Source organism: Verrucomicrobiota bacterium (assembly GCA_027622555.1).
GTDB lineage: Bacteria > Verrucomicrobiota > Verrucomicrobiia > Opitutales > UBA2995 > UBA2995.
Genome location: JAQBYJ010000020.1, coordinates 1 through 17,995 on the forward strand (window position 1 = coordinate 1; position 17,995 = coordinate 17,995).

Genomic DNA, 17,995 nt, shown 5'->3' on the forward strand with positions numbered 1-17,995 from the left:
ATTTCGCTGACAAAATGCGCGGGCGAGTTCTGGTAGAACGGTCCCTTGAAATCGTCTCTCGGTCCCCAGAGGTGATCTTCAGGTATTTCCGATGTTTTCTTTCCGCGTTCGAAGACCTTTTGGCTCACGTAGGGCGAGCTGGGCAGATAGGAGCGAAGCGGGTCCAGACGTCTCAACACTTCCGGCAGAATTTCACGGCTTATGCGATCGTCGTTCGGATTGAGTTTGGAGTGAAGCGGGAACCAGTCGTGAGCCACGTCGTTTTCGTTGTTTCCGCTCCAGAGCGCCATGCAGGCGTGATGGCGCAAGCGCTTGACTACCACCTCTGCTTCCTCGCGCGCCTGTTCCAAGAAATCATCTGTCTGTGGGTAAAGGGCGCAGCCGAACATGAAGTCGTGCCACACCATGATACCCAGTTCGTCGCATCGATCGTAAAATGTATCCGTTTCGTAAACACCGCCACCCCAGATTCTGAGCATATTGCAGTTCAGGTCTGCGGTCATTGAAAGCAGCGTGTCGAGATGGCGGTTATCTCTTCCGTGCAGCGCGTCTAGAGGGACATGGTTGGTTCCTTTTATGAATACCTTTTGGCCATTGACTACGAATACGAATTCACCGGGTTCTTCTTCCGTTGTAATTTCGGTTTGGACTAATTCGAGGGTACGGATGCCAATTGTTTGCACATGCTCAGCGGCAACATTCCCCTGGGGGTTAAGCAGTTCGATCCTTAGCGAGTACAGAGTGGGGTCGCCCAGCCCTCTTGGCCACCAAAAGTCGATGTCCTCCAGGCTCAGCATGAGGTGACCGCTGCATGCAAATATGGATACCGTTTTGAGATCCTTGCGGTTTCTCTGGTCGTCATCGATTGAGAGGCGAAGTTTCCATCCGTTCAAGTTGATCTGCGGTACGACGAACTCCCAGAAAACCGCGACCTCGGCGCTGCGATTTTCGAGGTCGATCGACAGCGTTTGGGCGAACACCTGCCGCCAGTGAACGGCCGGCACGGTTTGCAGATAAACGGGTCGCCACAATCCGGCGGAAACAATGCGTGGCAGTATATCCCAACCGTACATATGGGCGGCCTTTCGAATTGCAGCCCGCTCGGTGAATCCGTTGACAAATTCGCAGGGTTCCGCTTCACGCTCGCGGCCCGCTACGACGACCGGATCGATTCGCACGATCAACTCGTTTTCCTCGCCGTGTCGAACGCAGTTTCCGATTTCGAAGGAGTGAGGGATCAGCATGTTTCGGGTCTTGCCCAGCGACTCGCCATTAAGGAATACTTCGGCGATTGTGTCGATGCCTTCGAAGACGAGGCATAGCTGTTCTGATGGATCAATCGCAGGCGCTTTGAATGATTTGCGAAAGAACCAACGATGTCCTTCGTAGTCCAATGTCTGATACGCGCCTTCGCCCATCTCGAGCGGCGTGAGCAAACCTGCTTCGACTAGATCGTCTTCCACATTGCCGGGTACGTTCGCGGGGATTCTGATCGCAGTTCCCTTCTCGAGCTCGGCGGGGTGCTCCGGCATCGCCAGGTGTGGGCCGCCAATGAGCTCCCATTCTCCATCGAGCGAATGTCGACTCATGCGAATCCTCCTGTAGTAATGATTTTACCTTCGAACGGGGAGAGACCTAAGAGTTCAGTGTTCATATTTCATGTTATATTTGTTAAGCCGCTTTTTGCTTCCTCTATTTTATACTTGGGCGCTACTCGTAGGTTTTCTTAACGCCTTTATCACCCGGTAAGGGGGCTGTGAAAACAAGGTCATTGGGTACGCTTGTCGCCTCCATGATGCGTTTTTGGAGTTCAAGGTTCAGGGTTTCAATCACCCAGGCATAATCCGGGTCGTGGGCCAGGTTGACCATTTCCTCCGGGTCTTTCAGGCGATTGTAGAGCTCAAGGTTTTCCGGAGCTCCATCCATCCAGCGGGTGTAACGGAATTGTCGGGTGCGCAGAGTGTAGCCATTGGTGAGTTGGGTCAGTGCATTGACCCGCTGCTGATTCGATACGCCCTCCAGCACCGGGCGCTGGCTGACTCCTTTGACATAGGGGGGAGGGGGCGGCAGACCGGCCAGGTCGGTCAAGGTGCGGTAGAAGTCGATCATTTCGGCGAAAGCGTCGGTTTGTTTTCCCTTCCCCTTCATCCCAGGTGCGGAAATGATGAGGGGGACCCGGTCGGCGTTTTCAAAGAGTGTGACTTTCCGGTAATGGCCGTGTTCACCCATGTGGTAGCCATGGTCGGAACTGAAGAGGATTATGGTATTGTCTCGGATTCCGAGCTCATCGACGGCTTCCAACACGCGGCCGATCTGGGCATCGACAAAGGAGATCGCCGCGTAGTAGGCGCGGATGGCTTTGCGGGCGGTTTCCTCGGGAAGGTTTAAATCCTTCTTATGCGCCGTCACCGTTTTGCGGGCCGATTCAGGCAGGGTGTCCAGGTAACCTTCCGGAACTTTCGGAACCAGGACCTGTGACTCGTCATAGAGCTCAAAATATTTCTTCGGAGAGACATAGGGGGTGTGTGGCTTGTAAAATCCCACCGCCAGGAAAAACGGCGTCTTGTTGGTCGAGTACTGCTTCAGGAGTTCGATCGATTCGGTGGCCACCATGCCGTCTGTTTGTTCCTCGTCTTTTCCATCGGCGGCCAGCCAACTGAGGGACGAGCCAAAGGAACCGGGTTTGAGGGAAAAGATTTTATCCTCCTCATCCTTGTCGCGGCCTCTGGGATTGATCCGTGTATTCCAGGAAGCCGGGTCATCATGGCCGTCCGTGCCGATGCCCTTGGGGTTGTCATAATGATAAATTTTGCCCACCCTCGCTGCGGTATAGCCGTGGTTCATGAAATGCTGGGGCAGGGTAATCACGTCGGGCACGTAGTCACGAAACAGGCGACGGGGGACCGTTACGCCATTTTGTTCCGGATACAGTCCCGTCATGAAACTGGCCCGGGAGGGTCCGCATTGGGGAAAGTTGCAGAAGGCGTTTTTAAACAGGACCCCCTGTCTGGCCAGACGGTCGATGTGGGGTGTCTTGACCTGCGGATGGCCGTAAACGCCGAGGTCGCAGTTCAGGTCATCAGTCATGATGAAGAGGACGTTGGGCTTCTCCTGGGCCCAGCCCAGCGAGGTCAGGGCCAGCAGAGAGCCGATAAGTATTACAAACAATGAGGTAGGACGGTATTTCATTTCCAAATACGTTGGATCTCCACCAGCTTTGAAATCACTCACAAGCAGGTTTTATGCGTCGTCCGGTTTTTTGCGCTGGGGCATACTGGCAGCGGGGTTTGACGGCAGGGACTTTGACAGCCGTTTGATAATAGCGGCGCTGCCGGGTTGGTTGGCGATATTGTTGAATTCGCGCGGATCGTTGAAATGGTCAAACAAGGCTTCTGCATTGTCCGACTTGAGATAGCGATAACGTCCATCGCGCACGGCATGGTAATGCTCATTATCGGAGGTCAGGATAGCCCGATTGAGGTCCGTTTCTGACTCAATAATCGGGAGAAGGCTCTGACCGTCGTTCTCTTTGTTTGCGGGGAGTCCGGCCAGCTCAATCAGCGTGGGGTAAACATCCAACAAGCTCACTGCCGTATCGACCTCTTGCTTGTTTGCCCCGGGCTTCAAGATAAGTAAGGGCACGCGGGTGGATTCCTCCCAGAGGGTGAATTTTGAAAAATGGTCCTTTTCACCCAAGTGCCAGCCGTGGTCTGACCAGATTACGACAATCGTGTTATCCGCGAGCGGTGAAGCTTCCAAGCCTCGCAGGAGCCGACCCAGCTCAAAATCAGCGTAGGTGACGCAGGCCGCATAGCCACGACTGGGCCCCGGTTTGCCGACGTAGTCCTTATGTCGATCCCATCGATTGGCGAGAGACTCAGGGATGTTTTTCTTCCATCCGACTGGATTCGTTGCAGGCGTGATATTGACGTCCTCATAATGATCGTAAAATTCATCCGGAACAAACCAAGGCATATGCGGACGATAGATCCCGACGGCGAGAAAGAGCGGTTTATCCTGCGGAGTCTCGAGCTGATCGATGGCCCAGTTTACGACTTTGTGGTCCCCCATATCCTTGAGCGGTTTACCGGTTCCGCCCCAATTGAAATTTCCTTCACCGCGGTTGGGCTTGATATCTGGCATGCTCGGCACCGGCAGTTGCTCCTCGAAGGACGGAAAAAAATCTTTCCAGCCCCGGGGCGATATAAGTCCTTTGCGATTGAAATCACTACCCTGATTGGCGTGATAGATTTTTCCTCCTCCCAGCGTCGTGTAGCCATGTTGTTGAAAATACTCTGGGAGCAGAAGGATGTCATCGAATCGTTCATTAGCCAGCCAGTCATGTCCGTTGGCGTAAACACCGGTCGACGCGGGATGGAGTCCCGACATGATTGAAGTGCGAGACGGGTTGCATGACGGGGCATTGCAATGAGCATTGGTGAACAGAATACCCCGATCTGCCAGCGCGTCGAAGTTCGGGGTATCCACCTCGAACGGCGCACCGTCCAACTGGGTGGGCCCCCAATCATTAAAATCATCAATGGCGACGAAGAGGATGTTTGGATTCGACAGGCTCACCACAGGTGGCTGGCCTGCGGCCGAAAGGCTGAAGGCTAAAGGATGAAGGAGTAGTAAGAAGCTTAATGCGGAAAGGAAGAATGTGGCCTTCATGAATTTTTGAATGGGTTATCTTGAGAAATCGAAATCTGCCAGGTGGGAAACCATCGGTTTTATGAAGTGATTTTGATCATAGCATAGATTTGCAGAGACGTGCGACAGTTTCTTTGCCAAATGCGACAATGACAAGGTCTGTCCATCTGAATGGATGTGCTGGTCCATCCTGCTCCTTCACTCAGAATGAGAATGATCCCTAATGTTTCAAACGCCATTGATAGAGTGGTAAATATTGCCCGGCAAATAAGTGCAAGTAAATGCAAACAAGTGAAACGTCCGAGGTAAATCCTGTTTAGAATTTGGGTCCGAGCGCGGAAGTGCATTGCCTATGGCGAACGGTTCGTAAGATCAATAAAGTATGAATGCCTGAACCGAATCATTCCCCTGGGCGAAAGACATCTCGAGTTGACCATCAACCATTACTTCCAACACTACAACGGGGAAAGAAATCACCAAGGAATAGAAAATAAGCTGATAAAACCAGAGATTTTGAGTCGGGAAGGGGACCTTACCTCTAGAAGCGCCTAGGTGGCATGTTAACGTACTGTTATCGCCAAGCCGCTTGAATCCAATTATTCGTGAGTGTAGGCTGATTTTTTTGGCAGTACAGGCTAAAAGGTTCATTGCCCGAGTTTTTGACTCTTCGATTCAAAGTGGTCCTGGTGGTGCTTAAATAGCAGGTTGACACGACTTCTGTCATACATAATGTCATACAAATGGTTTCTTTGCGATTAGATACAAAACTGGAACAGGAACTCGAAAGGACTGCAGCCTCTCTGGGTGTATCTAAATCTGAGTTCATACGGAAAGTTTTGGTCGAAAAACTAAAGGAAGAAAGAAATCTCCGGACACCTTGGGAGATGGGGAAAAGTGTTTTTGGGAAGTTTGGTAGTGGCTCTAGTAACCGGTCTACCGATAGAAAAAAAATCCTGAAAAATAAGCTAAGTGCGAAAAAGAGCCGTCATTGATTCCGGGCCATTAATTGCTCTGTTCGACAGAGATGATGCTCATCATGAGAAAACTCTGGAGTTTCTGGGTAAATTCAACGGGACACTCTATTCTACAATAGCGGTGATCACGGAAGTATCCCACTTGTTAGATTTCAACGCCCAGGTGCAGTGGGACTTTTTAGATTGGGTAGCCGATGGTGGCATACATCTAATCGATCTGGATAAAGATGATATTAGGCAAATTGGTTTGCTCGCTAAAAAATACTCCGATGTTCCCATGGATTTTGCGGATGCTTCCCTTGTCGTTGTTGCTGAAAAGTTAAAACTCAACTACGTTGTTAGTATAGACAGCGATTTCCTTATCTACCGGACTTCCAAAAACAAATACCTGGAGAACTTGATCGATCTTCATCACTGAGGTCATAAGCCTGCATTTTTCAAAAAAGTTTTCATCGATTGGACCACACGTTCAGGACGTTGGAGGTGGAGCCAGTGGTAGGTGTCGTCATAATACTCCATTACGTGTAGGGCCAAAAAAATCAGCCCAATTACTTACGTTGAACGTGTAAGAGTTAGAACCATGGTAGGCCTACCGTGAATCCCAATTTCATTTGAAGGTAAACCTCGTTGCGGTCTGGGTAAACCGACATCCACAGACAGTCATTGAGTACCTTACAGAGGAAAGACAGATCTTAATCGAGCAGTTGGGTGGTAAGCCGAAGGCATATCAGTGGACGGCCGCGAGAGATTTATTGGGCATGTTCAACGTCAATACGCCGGTGAAAAGCGAACTCAAATCAAGTTAAACGTTACCGGCCAAACAACCGTTCATGACAAAAAGAGCGAAAAATCATGTTCCTCGATTTGCCAATTTACTTTCATTTAGATGCAGGGAAACCCGAGAAACCTCACGCCTTCTCATTCCTACCGGTTAGGGCTTTTGATATAGTACCCAGTCTCTTATCATGAGTCCAAAGTGGAGTATCGCTTACAATGGAGGAACAAAGAATATGCGCATCTGCATAACCAATGCCTTTTCCATGCAATTTATGCTTCTCTATGAAAAACAGTACTTCTTCATGCGAACATTCTATTATTTTTGGCAAATTATCCAACAGGGATAAAAATTGCTTTCTCTTCGCAATGTTTCCAACGTGCAATTCCCCGACAACCAAAGGATGCGTGGCGACTTCAGCGTCACTTAGTATATCTTCTAGTAATTGGTTCCCCTGACGTAGGAAATCGATCCAAACTGATGTATCTACCAATACCATTATCGCCTAGGAATAGATTTTATCTTTGGCGAACTTCCCCCAAGCTTAGCTAAGCGCATCGAACTCTCTTTTTCGATTAATGTCCGCAGCCCCTCGTGTAACAACCGAGTCTTTTCTTTTATTCCTGTTAATTTCGATGCTTTTTCGAATATGGCATCATCTATGTTTAATGTTGTTCTCATGCATAACAATATGCATATAATGTATGTATTCTCAAGAAAATAATTCTGTAGGGCCAAAAAAATCAACTCAACTAATTAGCAGGTTGAACGTGTAAGGGTTAGAACCATGGTAGGCCTCACGTAAATCTTCCGTTTCATTTTATGGTAAACATCGTTGTGGGCTGGGTAAATCTACATCAACAGGCAGTCATTGATTACCTTATAGAGGAAAGATAGATCTTAATCGAGCAGCTGGGTGGTAGGCCGAAGGCTCATCAGGACACCAGGCTGAAACATTCTCGATTTGCCAATTTACCTTCATTTAAGTGCAATCAGATGAACGGATCTTCACCAAAGTTTAAGGACAGTGATAGAATGGATCTCAAGGGTCTTTAACAAACACCCGCGGATTTGAGTCTGGAGGGGGAGGTAAAATGCAAAAAACGACTCGTTGGACTGTTGCATTACTATTTTAAGGAAGCTGCCTAAAACCAAACACTTATCGATTTTGGCTGATTTTTTTGGCAGTACACGATTATTTTAGGAGTTCAGGAGTATTCAAGCTTTTGGAAATGCTTGTGACCTATTCCGTGAATTAGTGTTGACTTGCTAGATGTAAGATGTGGTCTTACTTTGATGAAAACGATTGTATCCAGTAAGGGTCAAGTTGTGTTGCCGATTGAGATTCGAGAGCGTGACCACATTGTCGCGGGACAGAAATTTGATATTGAACGGCTGGACGCTGGCGAATACTTGCTGAAACGCCGGGAGTACGGAAACAATGAGGGTCTGGTGGACTGGTTACTGGATTGTCCTGAGAACAACTGGTTTGAACCCATTGAATCTGAATCCACTGACACATTTTGAAATACCTGGTTGATGCTAATGTTCTCAGCGAACCGACTAAGCCCAGTCCGTCTTCTCACGTCATCGATTGGCTTCGCAAAAACGAACGGGACTTGGCCGTAAATCCAATCATTCTGGGCGAACTGGAATCCGGCATCCTACTGCTCCCTGTCGGACGACGTCGCAAGCGTTTGGAAGAATGGTTCTCTGCAGGTGTTCAGAGGCTCCGCATCCTGGATTTTGATGCCTCAACTGCCTCCCATTGGGCGCGGCTTCTGGCGCGCCTCAAAAAGGAAGGCTTTGTCATGCCGGTAAAGGACAGCATAATTGCTGCTACGGCCGCTGCTCATGGCCTATCGGTGGTAACCCGCAACACGGATGATTTCAGCAATGCCGGAATAAAACTAGTAAACCCTTTTATATCCTAGCGGCTCGTTGGAAAAAAGGAAATGGGAACAAAAAGCTAGATGGAAAAGTAGCCGGTAAGGATTGGGAATTCGTCATTGCTTTTGCGGGAGGATGTAACTGGTTTTTATAAACAGGGTACAGGTTGTTAATTTACAGAATCATTTGCGTGGACTCAAAAGGAAATTGGAGTAACTAAGCCATAGGATCATTCAAATTTGAAATAGTTTTTCACTCCTGAACTCCAAGCAACAACGACACAAAATATTGCCCTCCTCGATTTGCCAATTATTTGCCAATTTTCCTGCATTTAGGTGCATCAGTCTGCATTTATCTGCATCCCGCTAAACTCTCAGCCAGATTCTTGACCTGTAACCCAAAAACAGTACTGTATGAACAATGGCAACATGCTCTCCAGTCAAAGACATCGATCAAGATTTCGCACGTAAACGGGCTCTTTCCCGCCGTGATGATGCTAGAACTCTGTCCACGGGTAAGGCGACTCCTGCCGAACTCCAACGCCGTAACTCCATTCTTCCCGAGGATTTTTGGGAAAAGTCTGAAATTGATTGGGACGCCCTCGCCGTTGGAAAAAAACCGCACAGTTAAGGATTACTTCGATTTGCTAATTGGAGACACTGGGCTGATTTTGGTCGGCGGTCAGGCCGTAAATCTCTGGGCAGAGAAATACCAGACGCAGGATGCCAACATTTTGGCATTTCAACCTTTCACCAGCAGAGATGCTGATTTCTACCGTAGATTGCCCAAACTTCATCTCCCTGGAAACTGGGAGAGTTTACCAAATCCAAGTAAAGGACGAATGCGCCTCGTGTCCCATGTTCTCACGGGACCGGAAGGCCAAACCGCCGAAATCATTCGCAGTGTAAACGGACTGAAACCAAAGGACATTGAGAACGGAGCTATTTCAATTCACTATGCGGGCAAGCCCATGTGGTTTCTTTGCCCGGTTGCCTTGTTCCAGGCCAAGTTGGCAAATGTCAACTCGCTTACCCAGGAAGAACGACAGGATATTCGGCATCTCAAATTACTCGTACCAGTCACGCGTTGCTTCTTTAAAGAGGTTCTTGAGAGCTACCAAAAAACCGAACGGCCGATCGCTCTCCTGAGGTGGCTTCGTCAGCACGTTGAGAATCTGCGGCTTGCCGTGAGCCAAGGGCATATCCCTCAGCTTGAATGGAGCGATTGCTTGCCAATTGAGCATATGGCAACCCACTCAAATCAATCAGTTGTCAATTTTCAAAAGCGCTTGAAGGTAACTCCACCTTTATCAGATTTGGGTTAGGGCCTTCCGGTATTCATTTTCCTTTTGAGCCGAGAAGTAGGGGTAGGGAACAATCTTTCTTTTCTGTTAGGGATAAGAAGCTTAATCAGAGAAATTCTTGTTGCAAAAGTGCAAAGATGAGAATCAACCGAGAGCCAAAAGCGCGAGCATTCATAATTTTTTGACCCAAATTCATTCAAAAAAAGTGAAATATAACGTAGCTAGATTTGCCAATAATTTGCCAATTATCCCGCATTTTGGTGCATCAGTCTGCATTTATCTGCATCCCGCTAAATTCTTAACGTGCTGATAAATAACGATAAGTGAAAATGAATGCAGATAGATGCAAATAGGTGAACTATCTTTACCGGTTCGACTCCCGCCACCTCCACCATGCTTCGCTCTGCGAGCTACGCATGGCGCAGCCATGGGGAGCGACACAGATGGAAGCATGCCTCGCCGTAGTTTTTAAATGAAGGCGGGCTCCACACCCTCCTTCAAATCTCCAAATTTCAAGCAATGTAGGGAGGAAGCGTAATCTCCTGAAAGCAGTACCGATGGCAGGAAATTGGCAGAAATCATTAACTTCTCCTCTGATAGCCCCCCACATTTGGGAGCCTAGCTGGCGGGATCATAGACCGTTCAGGGGCCGTTTCAACAATGACACAAGTCCCTGCATTGAGGGTAGGGGATTCGCCCTTGTACAGGACTTTTTATGATTGGATGGCTGGAAGGATCGTCTGGTCTTGGTGTATCAGGGCGCTATTACACCGAACGTCTCGACAGAGATCTCACGTAATCATTTATATCGAAATACCAAAATTTCGCCTATCGTTTAACACCCTCAGGCTTCGCTAAAGCTACTCCCGACTAGCGCAGCACCTAGCCCTCCTCACTTCTCATCTAAAGCTGTGGATACAGTTTTTAATAATCTTGGTAAAACGAGAAATTATGCTACTTTAATATCATGAATAAAGGATTGTCAGGAGTTATTAATAGAAATCCCGATATTGTTGGTGGGTTGTTGGTATTTTCTGATACCCGTGTCCTTGTTAAGAGCTTGTTTGATGCGCTGGAAGCAGGTGATACCATCGATGACTTTCTTGAGGGATTCCCTACCGTTAAGCGAGAGCAGGTTATTGCGGTGCTCGAGCAGTCCAAAAAAGATATATTGGCAATAGCATAATGCGGATATTGCTTGATGAAAACCTTGATTGGAGGTTATGCAGGGAACTGAGCGGGAATGAGGTTACCTCAGTCTCTAAAACAGATTTGGCTGGATTGAATAATGGAGCATTATTAGCCAAAGCTGAAGAAGGATTTGATGTGTTTGTGACCATAGACGCTGGCTTGCCGTATCAACAAAACATTCAAAGTAAAAAGATAGCAGTCGTTGTTCTCAAAGCAAAAACCAATCGCCTGGAAGACACCATCCCACTCATGCCTAAATTACTCGAATTGCTGCCTACACTTGCTCCTGGTAAGCTCGAAATGATAACTCTGTCATAAACTTACTCACAACCTACAGGCCAACCATAGCTCACGCAACGCCAGTTTTAAAATAAACGCAGTAAACCTGTAGGGCCAATCAGCCCATTTAATTAACACGTTGAGCGTGTAAGAGTTAGAATCATGGTTTGGGTTACATGAATCTACGGTTTCATTTGATGGAAAACATCGTTGCGGGCTGGGTAAACCGACATCAACAAGCAGTCATTGAGTACCTTAAAGAGGAAAGACAGATCTTGATCGAGCAGCTGGGTGGTAAGCCGAAGGCCCATCAGGAGACCAGGCCGAAATATTCTCGATTTGCCAATTATTTGCCAATTTACCTGCATTTAGGTGCATCCATGTGCATTTACCTGCTTCGCGCTAAATTCTTAAAGTACTGATAGATAATGATAAGTGCAAATGGATGCAGATAATTGCAACTAAACAAAACTTCTGGTTCCACACCAAACTTCTTAGGCAGTTTCCTGGATCTACGCCAAAGTTTTGAGGACTGGGTACGCATTTTCTCTGAGTTTGAACTTTTAGATTCTGCTGAGCCAGATTCTTGACCGTTAACCTAAAAACGTAGTGTACGAACAATGGCAACATACTCTCCAGTCAAGGACATCGATCAAAATTTCGCACGTAAACGGGTTCTTTCCCGCCGTGATGATTCAAGAGCTCTGTCCACGGGTAAGGCGACTCCTGCCAAACTCCAGTGCCGTAACTCCATTCTTCCCGAGGATTTTTGGGACAAGTCTGAAATTGATTGGGATACCATCGCCGTTGGAAGAAAATCGCACAGTTAAGGATTACATCGATCTGCTGGATGCAGACACCGGGCTGTTTTGTTTGCCGCATTGCTTTTGCGAGTTTCGCAGTTGAGGTATATCGGCGGTCAGGGTGGATATCTCTGGACAGGTGGCTCAAGCCTATTCTAGTGGATTCCAAATCTTGTCAAAACCCAGATCTTCGAAGTCTTTTATATTGGCGGTGGCGAAGTCCTTGACGCCAAAGGCCAGAAGAGTGAGTGCGGTGCGGGCGTCGAAAATGCGGCGGCGCGCGAAATTCGGTTTTGAGGCCATTGTCCAAAGCTCGTTGTGAATAGGGCGGCTTTTTGCGGGAAATCCGACTATTTTCCAGGCTGGGTGACTACGGTAGATCTGAATCACTTCCGAGGCATCCCCGGGAGATAATGGTTTCTTCAAAATCGCGGGATTACAAAGCAAAACGTAGAACTCGCAGAGGACAAACTCGCTGAGGGCGATGTCTTCCCGCTTGGTCAAGCCTTTCAAATAATCTTCCGCCGCCCGTTGCTGCGGGCAGTCCGCGTTGAACGCGTAAAAAAGAATATTGGCGTCGAGCGAGAGCATTTAGGGAAGACGGGGCTCCATGTCGTCGAAGGCCAAACGATGCATTTGCTCTGCACTTAAATTTTTCCAGCCGACATGCCGCGGAGACGGTGGAGTCCAGTCTTGTGGCTTCATTGTCAGGTCCGGATAAATGTCGAGCATGTGTTCGCCGCCACGACGCAGGGTCTCTGCCAAGGACCATTCTTTGCGCTTCGCCAGATGCTTGAGTTCGCGATAAAGGTCATCAGGGATCTGAATTTGTGTTTTAATCATCCATGAAATTTACTTATCCACTAAATTGATGTCAATTGAAGAATTATTCGAGGACTTGCGATTACAGATTTTTTAGAGAGTGATATTTCTCCGCAAAATCCCAGATAGGAAAGTAATCATGAACGCAAGGCGTTATCTTTTAAAAATCAAAGTGCTTGAAATTGAGCCTGAAATTTGGAGACTACGGCGGTGGTGCATATGATTGCGAGGATCATGTTAGTGAGCTTCTGGACGAGGTGCTGACACAGTTGAATTCCAAAAAGATTGGCCCAGAATTTCGACGTGAAATTCTTGAACGTGTCCTGCCCTTTATCGAAAGCGGCAATGCAGGCATGGATGATTTGCTCTATGAAGTCGCTTATGCCACCTGCTATGATGATACCGACTGGCGCAGGCTGGCGGTGGCTTTTGAAGCCATGCAGGGTGATTGGAAATTGGACCATGCCCGGCGAATATACCGTCGGCTCATGGACGAATGGACGAACTGCGAGGGTTTGTCGCTGAGCGGGCTGAAGCGGCAGGCGACCGTGAAAAGTATCTCCAGATTCAATTCGATCAGGCCACAGACCGCCTGACACTCGAAAAATATAAGGCATTCAAGAAAAAATGCAAAACTGCTGAATGGGCACGATTCGAGTCTCAAGTGGTTGCGCGCATTGAAGCAGTTTGGGAGACAGAACAGCTTAAAGTGCGCATGTATCGCAAAGAGTACGACGAGGCGGTGAATGTTTGGTCGAGTTGGTGTACCCGTCGATAGATTGGAGTGGTGGGGATGAAATTCAGACCGCAAAAAAGCTCGAAAAACGCTACCCTGAAAAGATTCTCAAATACTACGTTTCCGGGCTCGGCAATTTAACGATAAACGCTACGCGAAAGGAGTATGCTCGCAAGGCCAAGGTAATGTCGAAGGTGCACCGTTTGCTTGTCGAGGTCCTTGGTGACGAAGCGCGCTGGAAAAAGTTTGCGACCAAGGTGAAGCAAGCGAATATTCAGTGTCCGGCATCATTGGGAATAATGGAATGTTTCTATTCCTGCCAAATACCTGTCAAAAACAGTGAAATATCATGTTTTAGGATTTGGCAATTATTTGCCAATTCTCCTTCATTTTGGTGTATCAGTCTGCATGTACCTGCATCCCTCTGAAATTATAACGTGCTGATAGATAACGATAAATGTAAATAGATGCAGATAAGTGAAAATAAGTGAACGATTCAAATCGGTTCGACTCCCGCCACCTCCACCATTATAATCGATGACTTAGGTAATAAATAGATCATTCCTGCCAAATTCCTGCCAAAATTGTTCTGCCAATTGCCAGTTGATTTGCGAGTAAACCATATCAACATGGGCACCGATAATGGATAGATCGGACAGATGTTTATTTGGTGAGTTGATTTCGGCTGCCTTACTTGCTCTGCTTGTAGCTGGGTGTAAGCCGACTCCGGAGGTTGTGGTACCTATTCTCAAGCAGAAGGTAGCGGTGGAGGAGCAGCTCAACCTATTTAATCACGAGGCAATTGGCAGAGCCGTTAAGGGAAATCCCTGGGTGGCCCATATCGATGCGGTTGATCTGGATCAGGATGGTCTGCTCGATGTCGTTGGCTGTGAGGCTCGCGAAGGTGAGGTATTTTGGCTGCACCAGACATTTGCGGGAAAGTTCGAGGAAATTACCTTGGCTACTGAAATGAAGGGTCCGGTACATGTGGAAGCGGTGGATATGGATCGCGATGGTGATCTCGATCTGCTGATTGCCAGTATGAGCGTGATTTTCCCTAACAACGATCACATCGGATTTGTTTATATTCTGGAGAACAATGGAAGCCAGGGATTTTTCCGACGAACGATTCTTGAGAATGTAATGAGAGTTTCAGACGTTCGGGCAGGAGATTTTAATGGCGACGGCCAAATGGATTTGATCGTTGGACATTTTGGATACGACCAAGGTGAAATTCAATGGCTTGAACGCACCGGCAAGTGGAGTTTTGAAGGCCACAATCTTCTAAGTTTGTCTGGAACGATACATGTCTGTGTTGCGGATTACGATGGCGATGGTGATGAAGACGTAGCAGCGCAGGTATCCCAGCAATGGGAAGAGATTCACCTATTTCTCAATGACGGCCTGGGCAACTTTTCGAGCAAGGTAATTTTCGGTTCTACAAACGAGGATTTTGCCTCCAGCGGGATGACTTTGGGAGACCTTAATCAGGATGGCAGACCGGATTTGTTGTTCGCGAATGGGGATGGCTTCGGCCCAACTCCGGTACCGGGTGCGCGTCCTTGGCACGGAGTACATTGGTTGGAAAATAAAGGGGAAGGGAAATTTGATTATCGGCGCATTGGTGATCTTCCGGGAGCCTACAGTCCTATCCAGTGCGATCTGGATCAGGATGGAAATATGGATGTGGTAGCAGCGAGTTGTTTCAACGATTGGTTCAGCCCCAAACATGAATCGCTGGTTTGGTTTCGCAACGAGGGAGACTTCACGTTTTCAAAACGAATCCTGGCTTACCAACCCACCCATCTTTTAACGCTCGGTGTAGCCGATTTCTCTGGGTCTGGTGAACCTTGGATTGTGTCCGGGGCTTTTCACGCCTGGCCACCCTATGAAAAAATGACGCGTGTTCTCATATGGAAACCGAAGGAGGCGTTATGAAGGTGAGGGTTGCTGGTCTCCTTAATTTGTTGGTCGGATATCTCATAGTTTTGGTGTTGGCCGGTTGCGGTTTCTCGGAGCGAGAATTTGTGTTGAACACCATTCCCCAGCGACCGGATTTGTCTGGCTGGCCGGATCGGCTTCATCAGCGAATTGAAAACGCTGAACTCCAAGCTCTGAGCGGAAAAAGCCCGGTCGACTCTCTAGTGGATCTGAGTCGGCTTTATCACGCAAATGGATTCTACGAAGAGGCAGGATTGTGTTACCAGGGACTCATGGCGCTGGAGCCGAACAATCCAAAGTGGCCTCACTTGTTGGCGGAACTATTAAGTAGTTATGGTCAGTTGGATGAATCTCTACCATTCAGGCAAAAGGCGATGGAGTTGGCCCCTGATTATTTGCCGGCCCTGGTTCGTTTGGGCGACGGGTTGTTCAAAAAAAACCACTTTGAAGACGCTGAGCTTGCTTACGCTTCAGCCCTTAACATAGATGCCAATAATGCCTATGCACTCGTAGGCTTGGCCAGGGTGGATATGGTAAGGGGCGATTTGGCGATGGCTCAGCAAAAGTTGGAACTGGCTGCAGCCAAAAGTGACTTCAGGATTGGGGCCGATTTATTGGCAACGGTTTTTCAAAATCGAGGAAATGAACAAAAAGCCTCGGCTCTTCGCGGGATAAGAAAGAGCTCCGGATCGTTTAGTGATATTCCCGATCCCTGGCTATTGGATCTGATTTCGGAAAGTTTTGATACTTACCAATTAGCGTTAGCCGCGGGAATGACGGACCGCGGTGGAGATACGATCGCTGGAATTCGATTGCTAAAACGTGCGATTCAAATGGCACCACGAGACGGGGCTCTACATTTTCAGTTGGGTCTCATGTACTTAAGTACGGGAGAACAGCTTCTTGCTCGCAACAGCTTTTCAGATTGTACTGCGGTGGAACCTGCCTTCTCGGATGGATGGTTTCAGTTGGCAAAATTATTAGAAAGCACAGGCGATCCCGAGGGGCAGACTCGCACTTTGGCTGAAGGACTCTTTCACAATCCGGATTCTCCCGGATTGCATTTGGCCAACGGAGATCGCCTTAAGAAATTGAGAGATTACGGCGGTGCAATCAAGGAAATCGAATTGGCCATTTCTCTGCGGCCTGAGGAGGCTGATCCTTATGTTGAGTTGGCGTCATTGTATATGCTTCAGTCGGAGGTCGAAAGGGGAGTTGCTTTGCTGCAACGAGCGCTTGAACTGGAATCTCTTCACCCGCTGGCATTATCAACCTTAACATTTTATTCCATTTCTGAGGGACTCGAGGGCGATGCTCGGAGCTATTTCCAAAAAGCTCGCCAACAACCTCGCCTTTCTGAAAAAGAAATCCTGAATCTGGAAATAGAGTTCGAAAAGAAGTTCGGATCGAAACCGTAAGGTTGGAATACGATTATTTCCTGGGACGGTGTGGATCTATTTATCGATTCTGAATTTTTGCCGGTATTGATTTAAAGTCATGCCGATATTCTTTTTGAAAACCACCGACATATATTCCGGGTGATCAAACCCTGTAAGGCTCGCGATGTGGGCCAATGTATAAGTTGTCTCGAGCAGGAGTTGCTTTATTTTCTGAATCTGCACATTGCGAATTTCTACCTGGGGTGTTTTCCCAAGGTATTTTCTGAATCTCCGCTCCAATCCGCTTCGGGATATGTGGGTTTTCTTAACGATCCAATCCACCGTGATTCCCTCGCAAGCTTTGTTTTTAATCAGGTGCAACGCAGAGGTAACAAAAGGATCATCGATACAAAATGCGTCGGTTGAACGACGGTTAATGATTTCCCCCGGTTCAATGAAGGTTTCCTTCTCACCGGGTATGTAGCCTTCCATCATTTTATCGATGAGCTTGGCTGCCGTTTGTCCGTAATACTCCGAATTGAGAGAAATGCTGCTAAGTTGCGGATTGCAGAGCTCGCATCTAATCGTGTCGTTGTTTACTCCCAGAATGGACACTTCTTCTGGCACCTGGATTTCAAGAAGACTACAGGCCTCAATGATCTGAATTCCTCGCATGTCATTCGCTGCTAACACGGCCAACGGTTTTGGAATCTTGTCCAACCACTCCATGATATGCTGAACACTGGATTTATCCCACTGAGCCTCTGCACGCTCTGGGAGTTCAACATCAAAGATGGTTGATTTTTGGCCTACCAGGCCAAGTGCTTCGATGAAGCCTTCCTTTCGTTCTTCAGACCATGCCAACCCCTCAAACCCGCAAAACGCGAAATTCCGATAGCCTTTTTCAACAAAAAATTCACCTGCCATATGACCGATCGCTTTGTTGTCAGGCCGAATTTTGGGAATACCTGCGGTGACTGTTGGGTGATCGCTTAAATCGATACAGGGAATTTTTCTTTCAATGCATTGCTGAAAAAGTTCAGGCGCATGTTCCTTACATATGACTCCGTCCCATTGTCCGGAGAGTACATAATTCGGAGTATTCTTAGAAAACGCCTGATCGTCTACGAAGCCAGTCCAGCGATTATTCAACCCATTGTAAGTGGAAATAGCATGAAGAACCTGTGCGTCCTGATCCAGGTAACAGGCGAAAACCAGGGCAACTTTGGGGTGGCGGATCATTTGTAGAAAT

Annotated in this window: 22 protein-coding genes; 13 read left to right on the forward strand and 9 right to left on the reverse strand. The window is 47.9% G+C overall.

Annotation, left to right across the window (positions count from 1 at the left end):
* The 3 genes from O3C43_07285 to O3C43_07295 form a co-directional block, all read right to left on the reverse strand.
* Positions 1-1,589, reverse strand: a 1,589-nt coding sequence (locus O3C43_07285) for a glycoside hydrolase family 2 (GenBank protein MDA1066289.1), incomplete at its 3' end; no start/stop codon positions are given.
* A 121-nt stretch (positions 1,590-1,710) separates the two neighbouring features.
* The gene (locus tag O3C43_07290; protein ID MDA1066290.1) at positions 1,711-3,231 is read right to left on the reverse strand and encodes a sulfatase; all 1,521 of its coding nucleotides are present in this window, start codon (positions 3,229-3,231) and stop codon (positions 1,711-1,713) included.
* 9 nt (positions 3,232-3,240) lie between these two features.
* Entirely contained in the window at positions 3,241-4,671 is a 1,431-nt protein-coding gene (locus tag O3C43_07295; protein MDA1066291.1) for a sulfatase, read from the reverse strand.
* A 948-nt stretch (positions 4,672-5,619) separates the two neighbouring features.
* Here O3C43_07295 and O3C43_07300 point away from each other — a divergent pair.
* Both O3C43_07300 and O3C43_07305 read left to right on the forward strand, forming a co-directional pair.
* A complete protein-coding gene (locus tag O3C43_07300; protein ID MDA1066292.1) occupies positions 5,620-6,042 on the forward strand; it encodes a PIN domain-containing protein in 423 nt (140 codons plus the stop codon).
* Positions 6,043-6,235: 193 nt separating this feature from the next.
* A complete protein-coding gene (locus O3C43_07305; protein ID MDA1066293.1) occupies positions 6,236-6,430 on the forward strand; it encodes a hypothetical protein in 195 nt (64 codons plus the stop codon).
* 102 nt (positions 6,431-6,532) lie between these two features.
* Here O3C43_07305 and O3C43_07310 read toward each other — a convergent pair whose 3' ends face one another.
* Both O3C43_07310 and O3C43_07315 read right to left on the reverse strand, forming a co-directional pair.
* Positions 6,533-6,898 (reverse strand): PIN domain-containing protein, encoded by a 366-nt coding sequence (locus O3C43_07310; GenBank protein MDA1066294.1) that lies wholly within the window; start codon positions 6,896-6,898, stop codon positions 6,533-6,535.
* Positions 6,898-7,080: a type II toxin-antitoxin system VapB family antitoxin gene (locus O3C43_07315; protein ID MDA1066295.1), complete on the reverse strand. Its 183-nt coding sequence runs from the start codon at positions 7,078-7,080 to the stop codon at positions 6,898-6,900. Before O3C43_07315 ends, O3C43_07310 begins: the two co-directional genes overlap by 1 nt.
* Positions 7,081-7,695: 615 nt before the next feature.
* Between O3C43_07315 and O3C43_07320 the strand changes: the two genes are divergently transcribed.
* The 8 genes from O3C43_07320 to O3C43_07355 all read left to right on the forward strand — a co-directional run bounded on the left by O3C43_07320 (position 7,696) and on the right by O3C43_07355 (position 11,892).
* Complete coding sequence (locus O3C43_07320; GenBank protein MDA1066296.1) at positions 7,696-7,926, forward strand: AbrB/MazE/SpoVT family DNA-binding domain-containing protein; 231 nt, start codon at positions 7,696-7,698, stop codon at positions 7,924-7,926.
* The gene (locus O3C43_07325; GenBank protein MDA1066297.1) at positions 7,923-8,333 is read left to right on the forward strand and encodes a PIN domain-containing protein; all 411 of its coding nucleotides are present in this window, start codon (positions 7,923-7,925) and stop codon (positions 8,331-8,333) included. Before O3C43_07320 ends, O3C43_07325 begins: the two co-directional genes overlap by 4 nt.
* Positions 8,334-8,709: 376 nt before the next feature.
* A complete protein-coding gene (locus O3C43_07330; protein ID MDA1066298.1) occupies positions 8,710-8,919 on the forward strand; it encodes a hypothetical protein in 210 nt (69 codons plus the stop codon).
* 13 nt (positions 8,920-8,932) lie between these two features.
* On the forward strand, positions 8,933-9,613 hold the full coding sequence (locus O3C43_07335; protein ID MDA1066299.1) for a hypothetical protein: 681 nt from the start codon (positions 8,933-8,935) through the stop codon (positions 9,611-9,613).
* Positions 9,614-10,559: 946 nt separating this feature from the next.
* A complete protein-coding gene (locus tag O3C43_07340; protein ID MDA1066300.1) occupies positions 10,560-10,778 on the forward strand; it encodes a DUF433 domain-containing protein in 219 nt (72 codons plus the stop codon).
* Positions 10,778-11,101, forward strand: coding sequence for a DUF5615 family PIN-like protein (locus O3C43_07345; GenBank protein ID MDA1066301.1), 324 nt, complete (start codon positions 10,778-10,780; stop codon positions 11,099-11,101). Before O3C43_07340 ends, O3C43_07345 begins: the two co-directional genes overlap by 1 nt.
* A gap of 158 nt (positions 11,102-11,259) precedes the next feature.
* Positions 11,260-11,484, forward strand: a complete 225-nt coding sequence (locus O3C43_07350) for a hypothetical protein (protein ID MDA1066302.1) — start codon at positions 11,260-11,262, stop codon at positions 11,482-11,484.
* Positions 11,485-11,682: 198 nt separating this feature from the next.
* A complete protein-coding gene (locus tag O3C43_07355) occupies positions 11,683-11,892 on the forward strand; it encodes a hypothetical protein (GenBank protein MDA1066303.1) in 210 nt (69 codons plus the stop codon).
* Positions 11,893-12,015: 123 nt separating this feature from the next.
* On the opposite strand, the gene O3C43_07360 is transcribed toward O3C43_07355, so the two are convergent.
* From O3C43_07360 to O3C43_07370, 3 genes are all read right to left on the reverse strand, one after another.
* Positions 12,016-12,456 carry a VapC toxin family PIN domain ribonuclease gene (locus O3C43_07360; GenBank protein ID MDA1066304.1) on the reverse strand — a complete coding sequence of 147 codons (441 nt, stop codon included), beginning with the start codon at positions 12,454-12,456 and terminating at the stop codon, positions 12,016-12,018.
* Positions 12,457-12,708, reverse strand: a complete 252-nt coding sequence (locus O3C43_07365) for an antitoxin (GenBank protein MDA1066305.1) — start codon at positions 12,706-12,708, stop codon at positions 12,457-12,459.
* A 146-nt stretch (positions 12,709-12,854) separates the two neighbouring features.
* Positions 12,855-13,151, reverse strand: a complete 297-nt coding sequence (locus O3C43_07370) for a hypothetical protein (protein MDA1066306.1) — start codon at positions 13,149-13,151, stop codon at positions 12,855-12,857.
* A 32-nt stretch (positions 13,152-13,183) separates the two neighbouring features.
* On the opposite strand from O3C43_07370, the gene O3C43_07375 reads away from it, so the two are divergent.
* From O3C43_07375 to O3C43_07385, 3 genes are all read left to right on the forward strand, one after another.
* A complete protein-coding gene (locus O3C43_07375) occupies positions 13,184-13,465 on the forward strand; it encodes a hypothetical protein (protein MDA1066307.1) in 282 nt (93 codons plus the stop codon).
* A gap of 600 nt (positions 13,466-14,065) precedes the next feature.
* Entirely contained in the window at positions 14,066-15,361 is a 1,296-nt protein-coding gene (locus O3C43_07380; protein ID MDA1066308.1) for a VCBS repeat-containing protein, read from the forward strand.
* Complete coding sequence (locus tag O3C43_07385) at positions 15,337-16,782, forward strand: hypothetical protein (protein MDA1066309.1); 1,446 nt, start codon at positions 15,337-15,339, stop codon at positions 16,780-16,782. Before O3C43_07380 ends, O3C43_07385 begins: the two co-directional genes overlap by 25 nt.
* Before the next feature lie 36 nt (positions 16,783-16,818).
* Here O3C43_07385 and O3C43_07390 read toward each other — a convergent pair whose 3' ends face one another.
* Complete coding sequence (locus tag O3C43_07390) at positions 16,819-17,985, reverse strand: DNA-binding transcriptional regulator (GenBank protein ID MDA1066310.1); 1,167 nt, start codon at positions 17,983-17,985, stop codon at positions 16,819-16,821.
* Positions 17,986-17,995: the final 10 nt, after the last annotated feature.

What these genes read in the sequence shown, in the direction of transcription:
- O3C43_07295 (MDA1066291.1), bottom strand. Translation starts at nt 4,671, where the DNA reads ATGAAGGCCACATTCTTCCTTTCCGCATTAAGCTTCTTACTACTCCTT.
- O3C43_07310 (MDA1066294.1), bottom strand. Translation starts at nt 6,898, where the DNA reads ATGGTATTGGTAGATACATCAGTTTGGATCGATTTCCTACGTCAGGGG.
- O3C43_07315 (MDA1066295.1), bottom strand. Translation starts at nt 7,080, where the DNA reads ATGAGAACAACATTAAACATAGATGATGCCATATTCGAAAAAGCATCG.
- O3C43_07320 (MDA1066296.1), top strand. Translation starts at nt 7,696, where the DNA reads ATGAAAACGATTGTATCCAGTAAGGGTCAAGTTGTGTTGCCGATTGAG.
- O3C43_07330 (MDA1066298.1), top strand. Translation starts at nt 8,710, where the DNA reads ATGGCAACATGCTCTCCAGTCAAAGACATCGATCAAGATTTCGCACGT.
- O3C43_07340 (MDA1066300.1), top strand. Translation starts at nt 10,560, where the DNA reads ATGAATAAAGGATTGTCAGGAGTTATTAATAGAAATCCCGATATTGTT.
- O3C43_07345 (MDA1066301.1), top strand. Translation starts at nt 10,778, where the DNA reads ATGCGGATATTGCTTGATGAAAACCTTGATTGGAGGTTATGCAGGGAA.
- O3C43_07350 (MDA1066302.1), top strand. Translation starts at nt 11,260, where the DNA reads ATGGAAAACATCGTTGCGGGCTGGGTAAACCGACATCAACAAGCAGTC.
- O3C43_07355 (MDA1066303.1), top strand. Translation starts at nt 11,683, where the DNA reads ATGGCAACATACTCTCCAGTCAAGGACATCGATCAAAATTTCGCACGT.
- O3C43_07360 (MDA1066304.1), bottom strand. Translation starts at nt 12,456, where the DNA reads ATGCTCTCGCTCGACGCCAATATTCTTTTTTACGCGTTCAACGCGGAC.
- O3C43_07365 (MDA1066305.1), bottom strand. Translation starts at nt 12,708, where the DNA reads ATGATTAAAACACAAATTCAGATCCCTGATGACCTTTATCGCGAACTC.
- O3C43_07370 (MDA1066306.1), bottom strand. Translation starts at nt 13,151, where the DNA reads ATGGTCCAATTTCCAATCACCCTGCATGGCTTCAAAAGCCACCGCCAG.
- O3C43_07375 (MDA1066307.1), top strand. Translation starts at nt 13,184, where the DNA reads ATGGACGAACTGCGAGGGTTTGTCGCTGAGCGGGCTGAAGCGGCAGGC.
- O3C43_07380 (MDA1066308.1), top strand. Translation starts at nt 14,066, where the DNA reads ATGGATAGATCGGACAGATGTTTATTTGGTGAGTTGATTTCGGCTGCC.
- O3C43_07385 (MDA1066309.1), top strand. Translation starts at nt 15,337, where the DNA reads ATGGAAACCGAAGGAGGCGTTATGAAGGTGAGGGTTGCTGGTCTCCTT.
- O3C43_07390 (MDA1066310.1), bottom strand. Translation starts at nt 17,985, where the DNA reads ATGATCCGCCACCCCAAAGTTGCCCTGGTTTTCGCCTGTTACCTGGAT.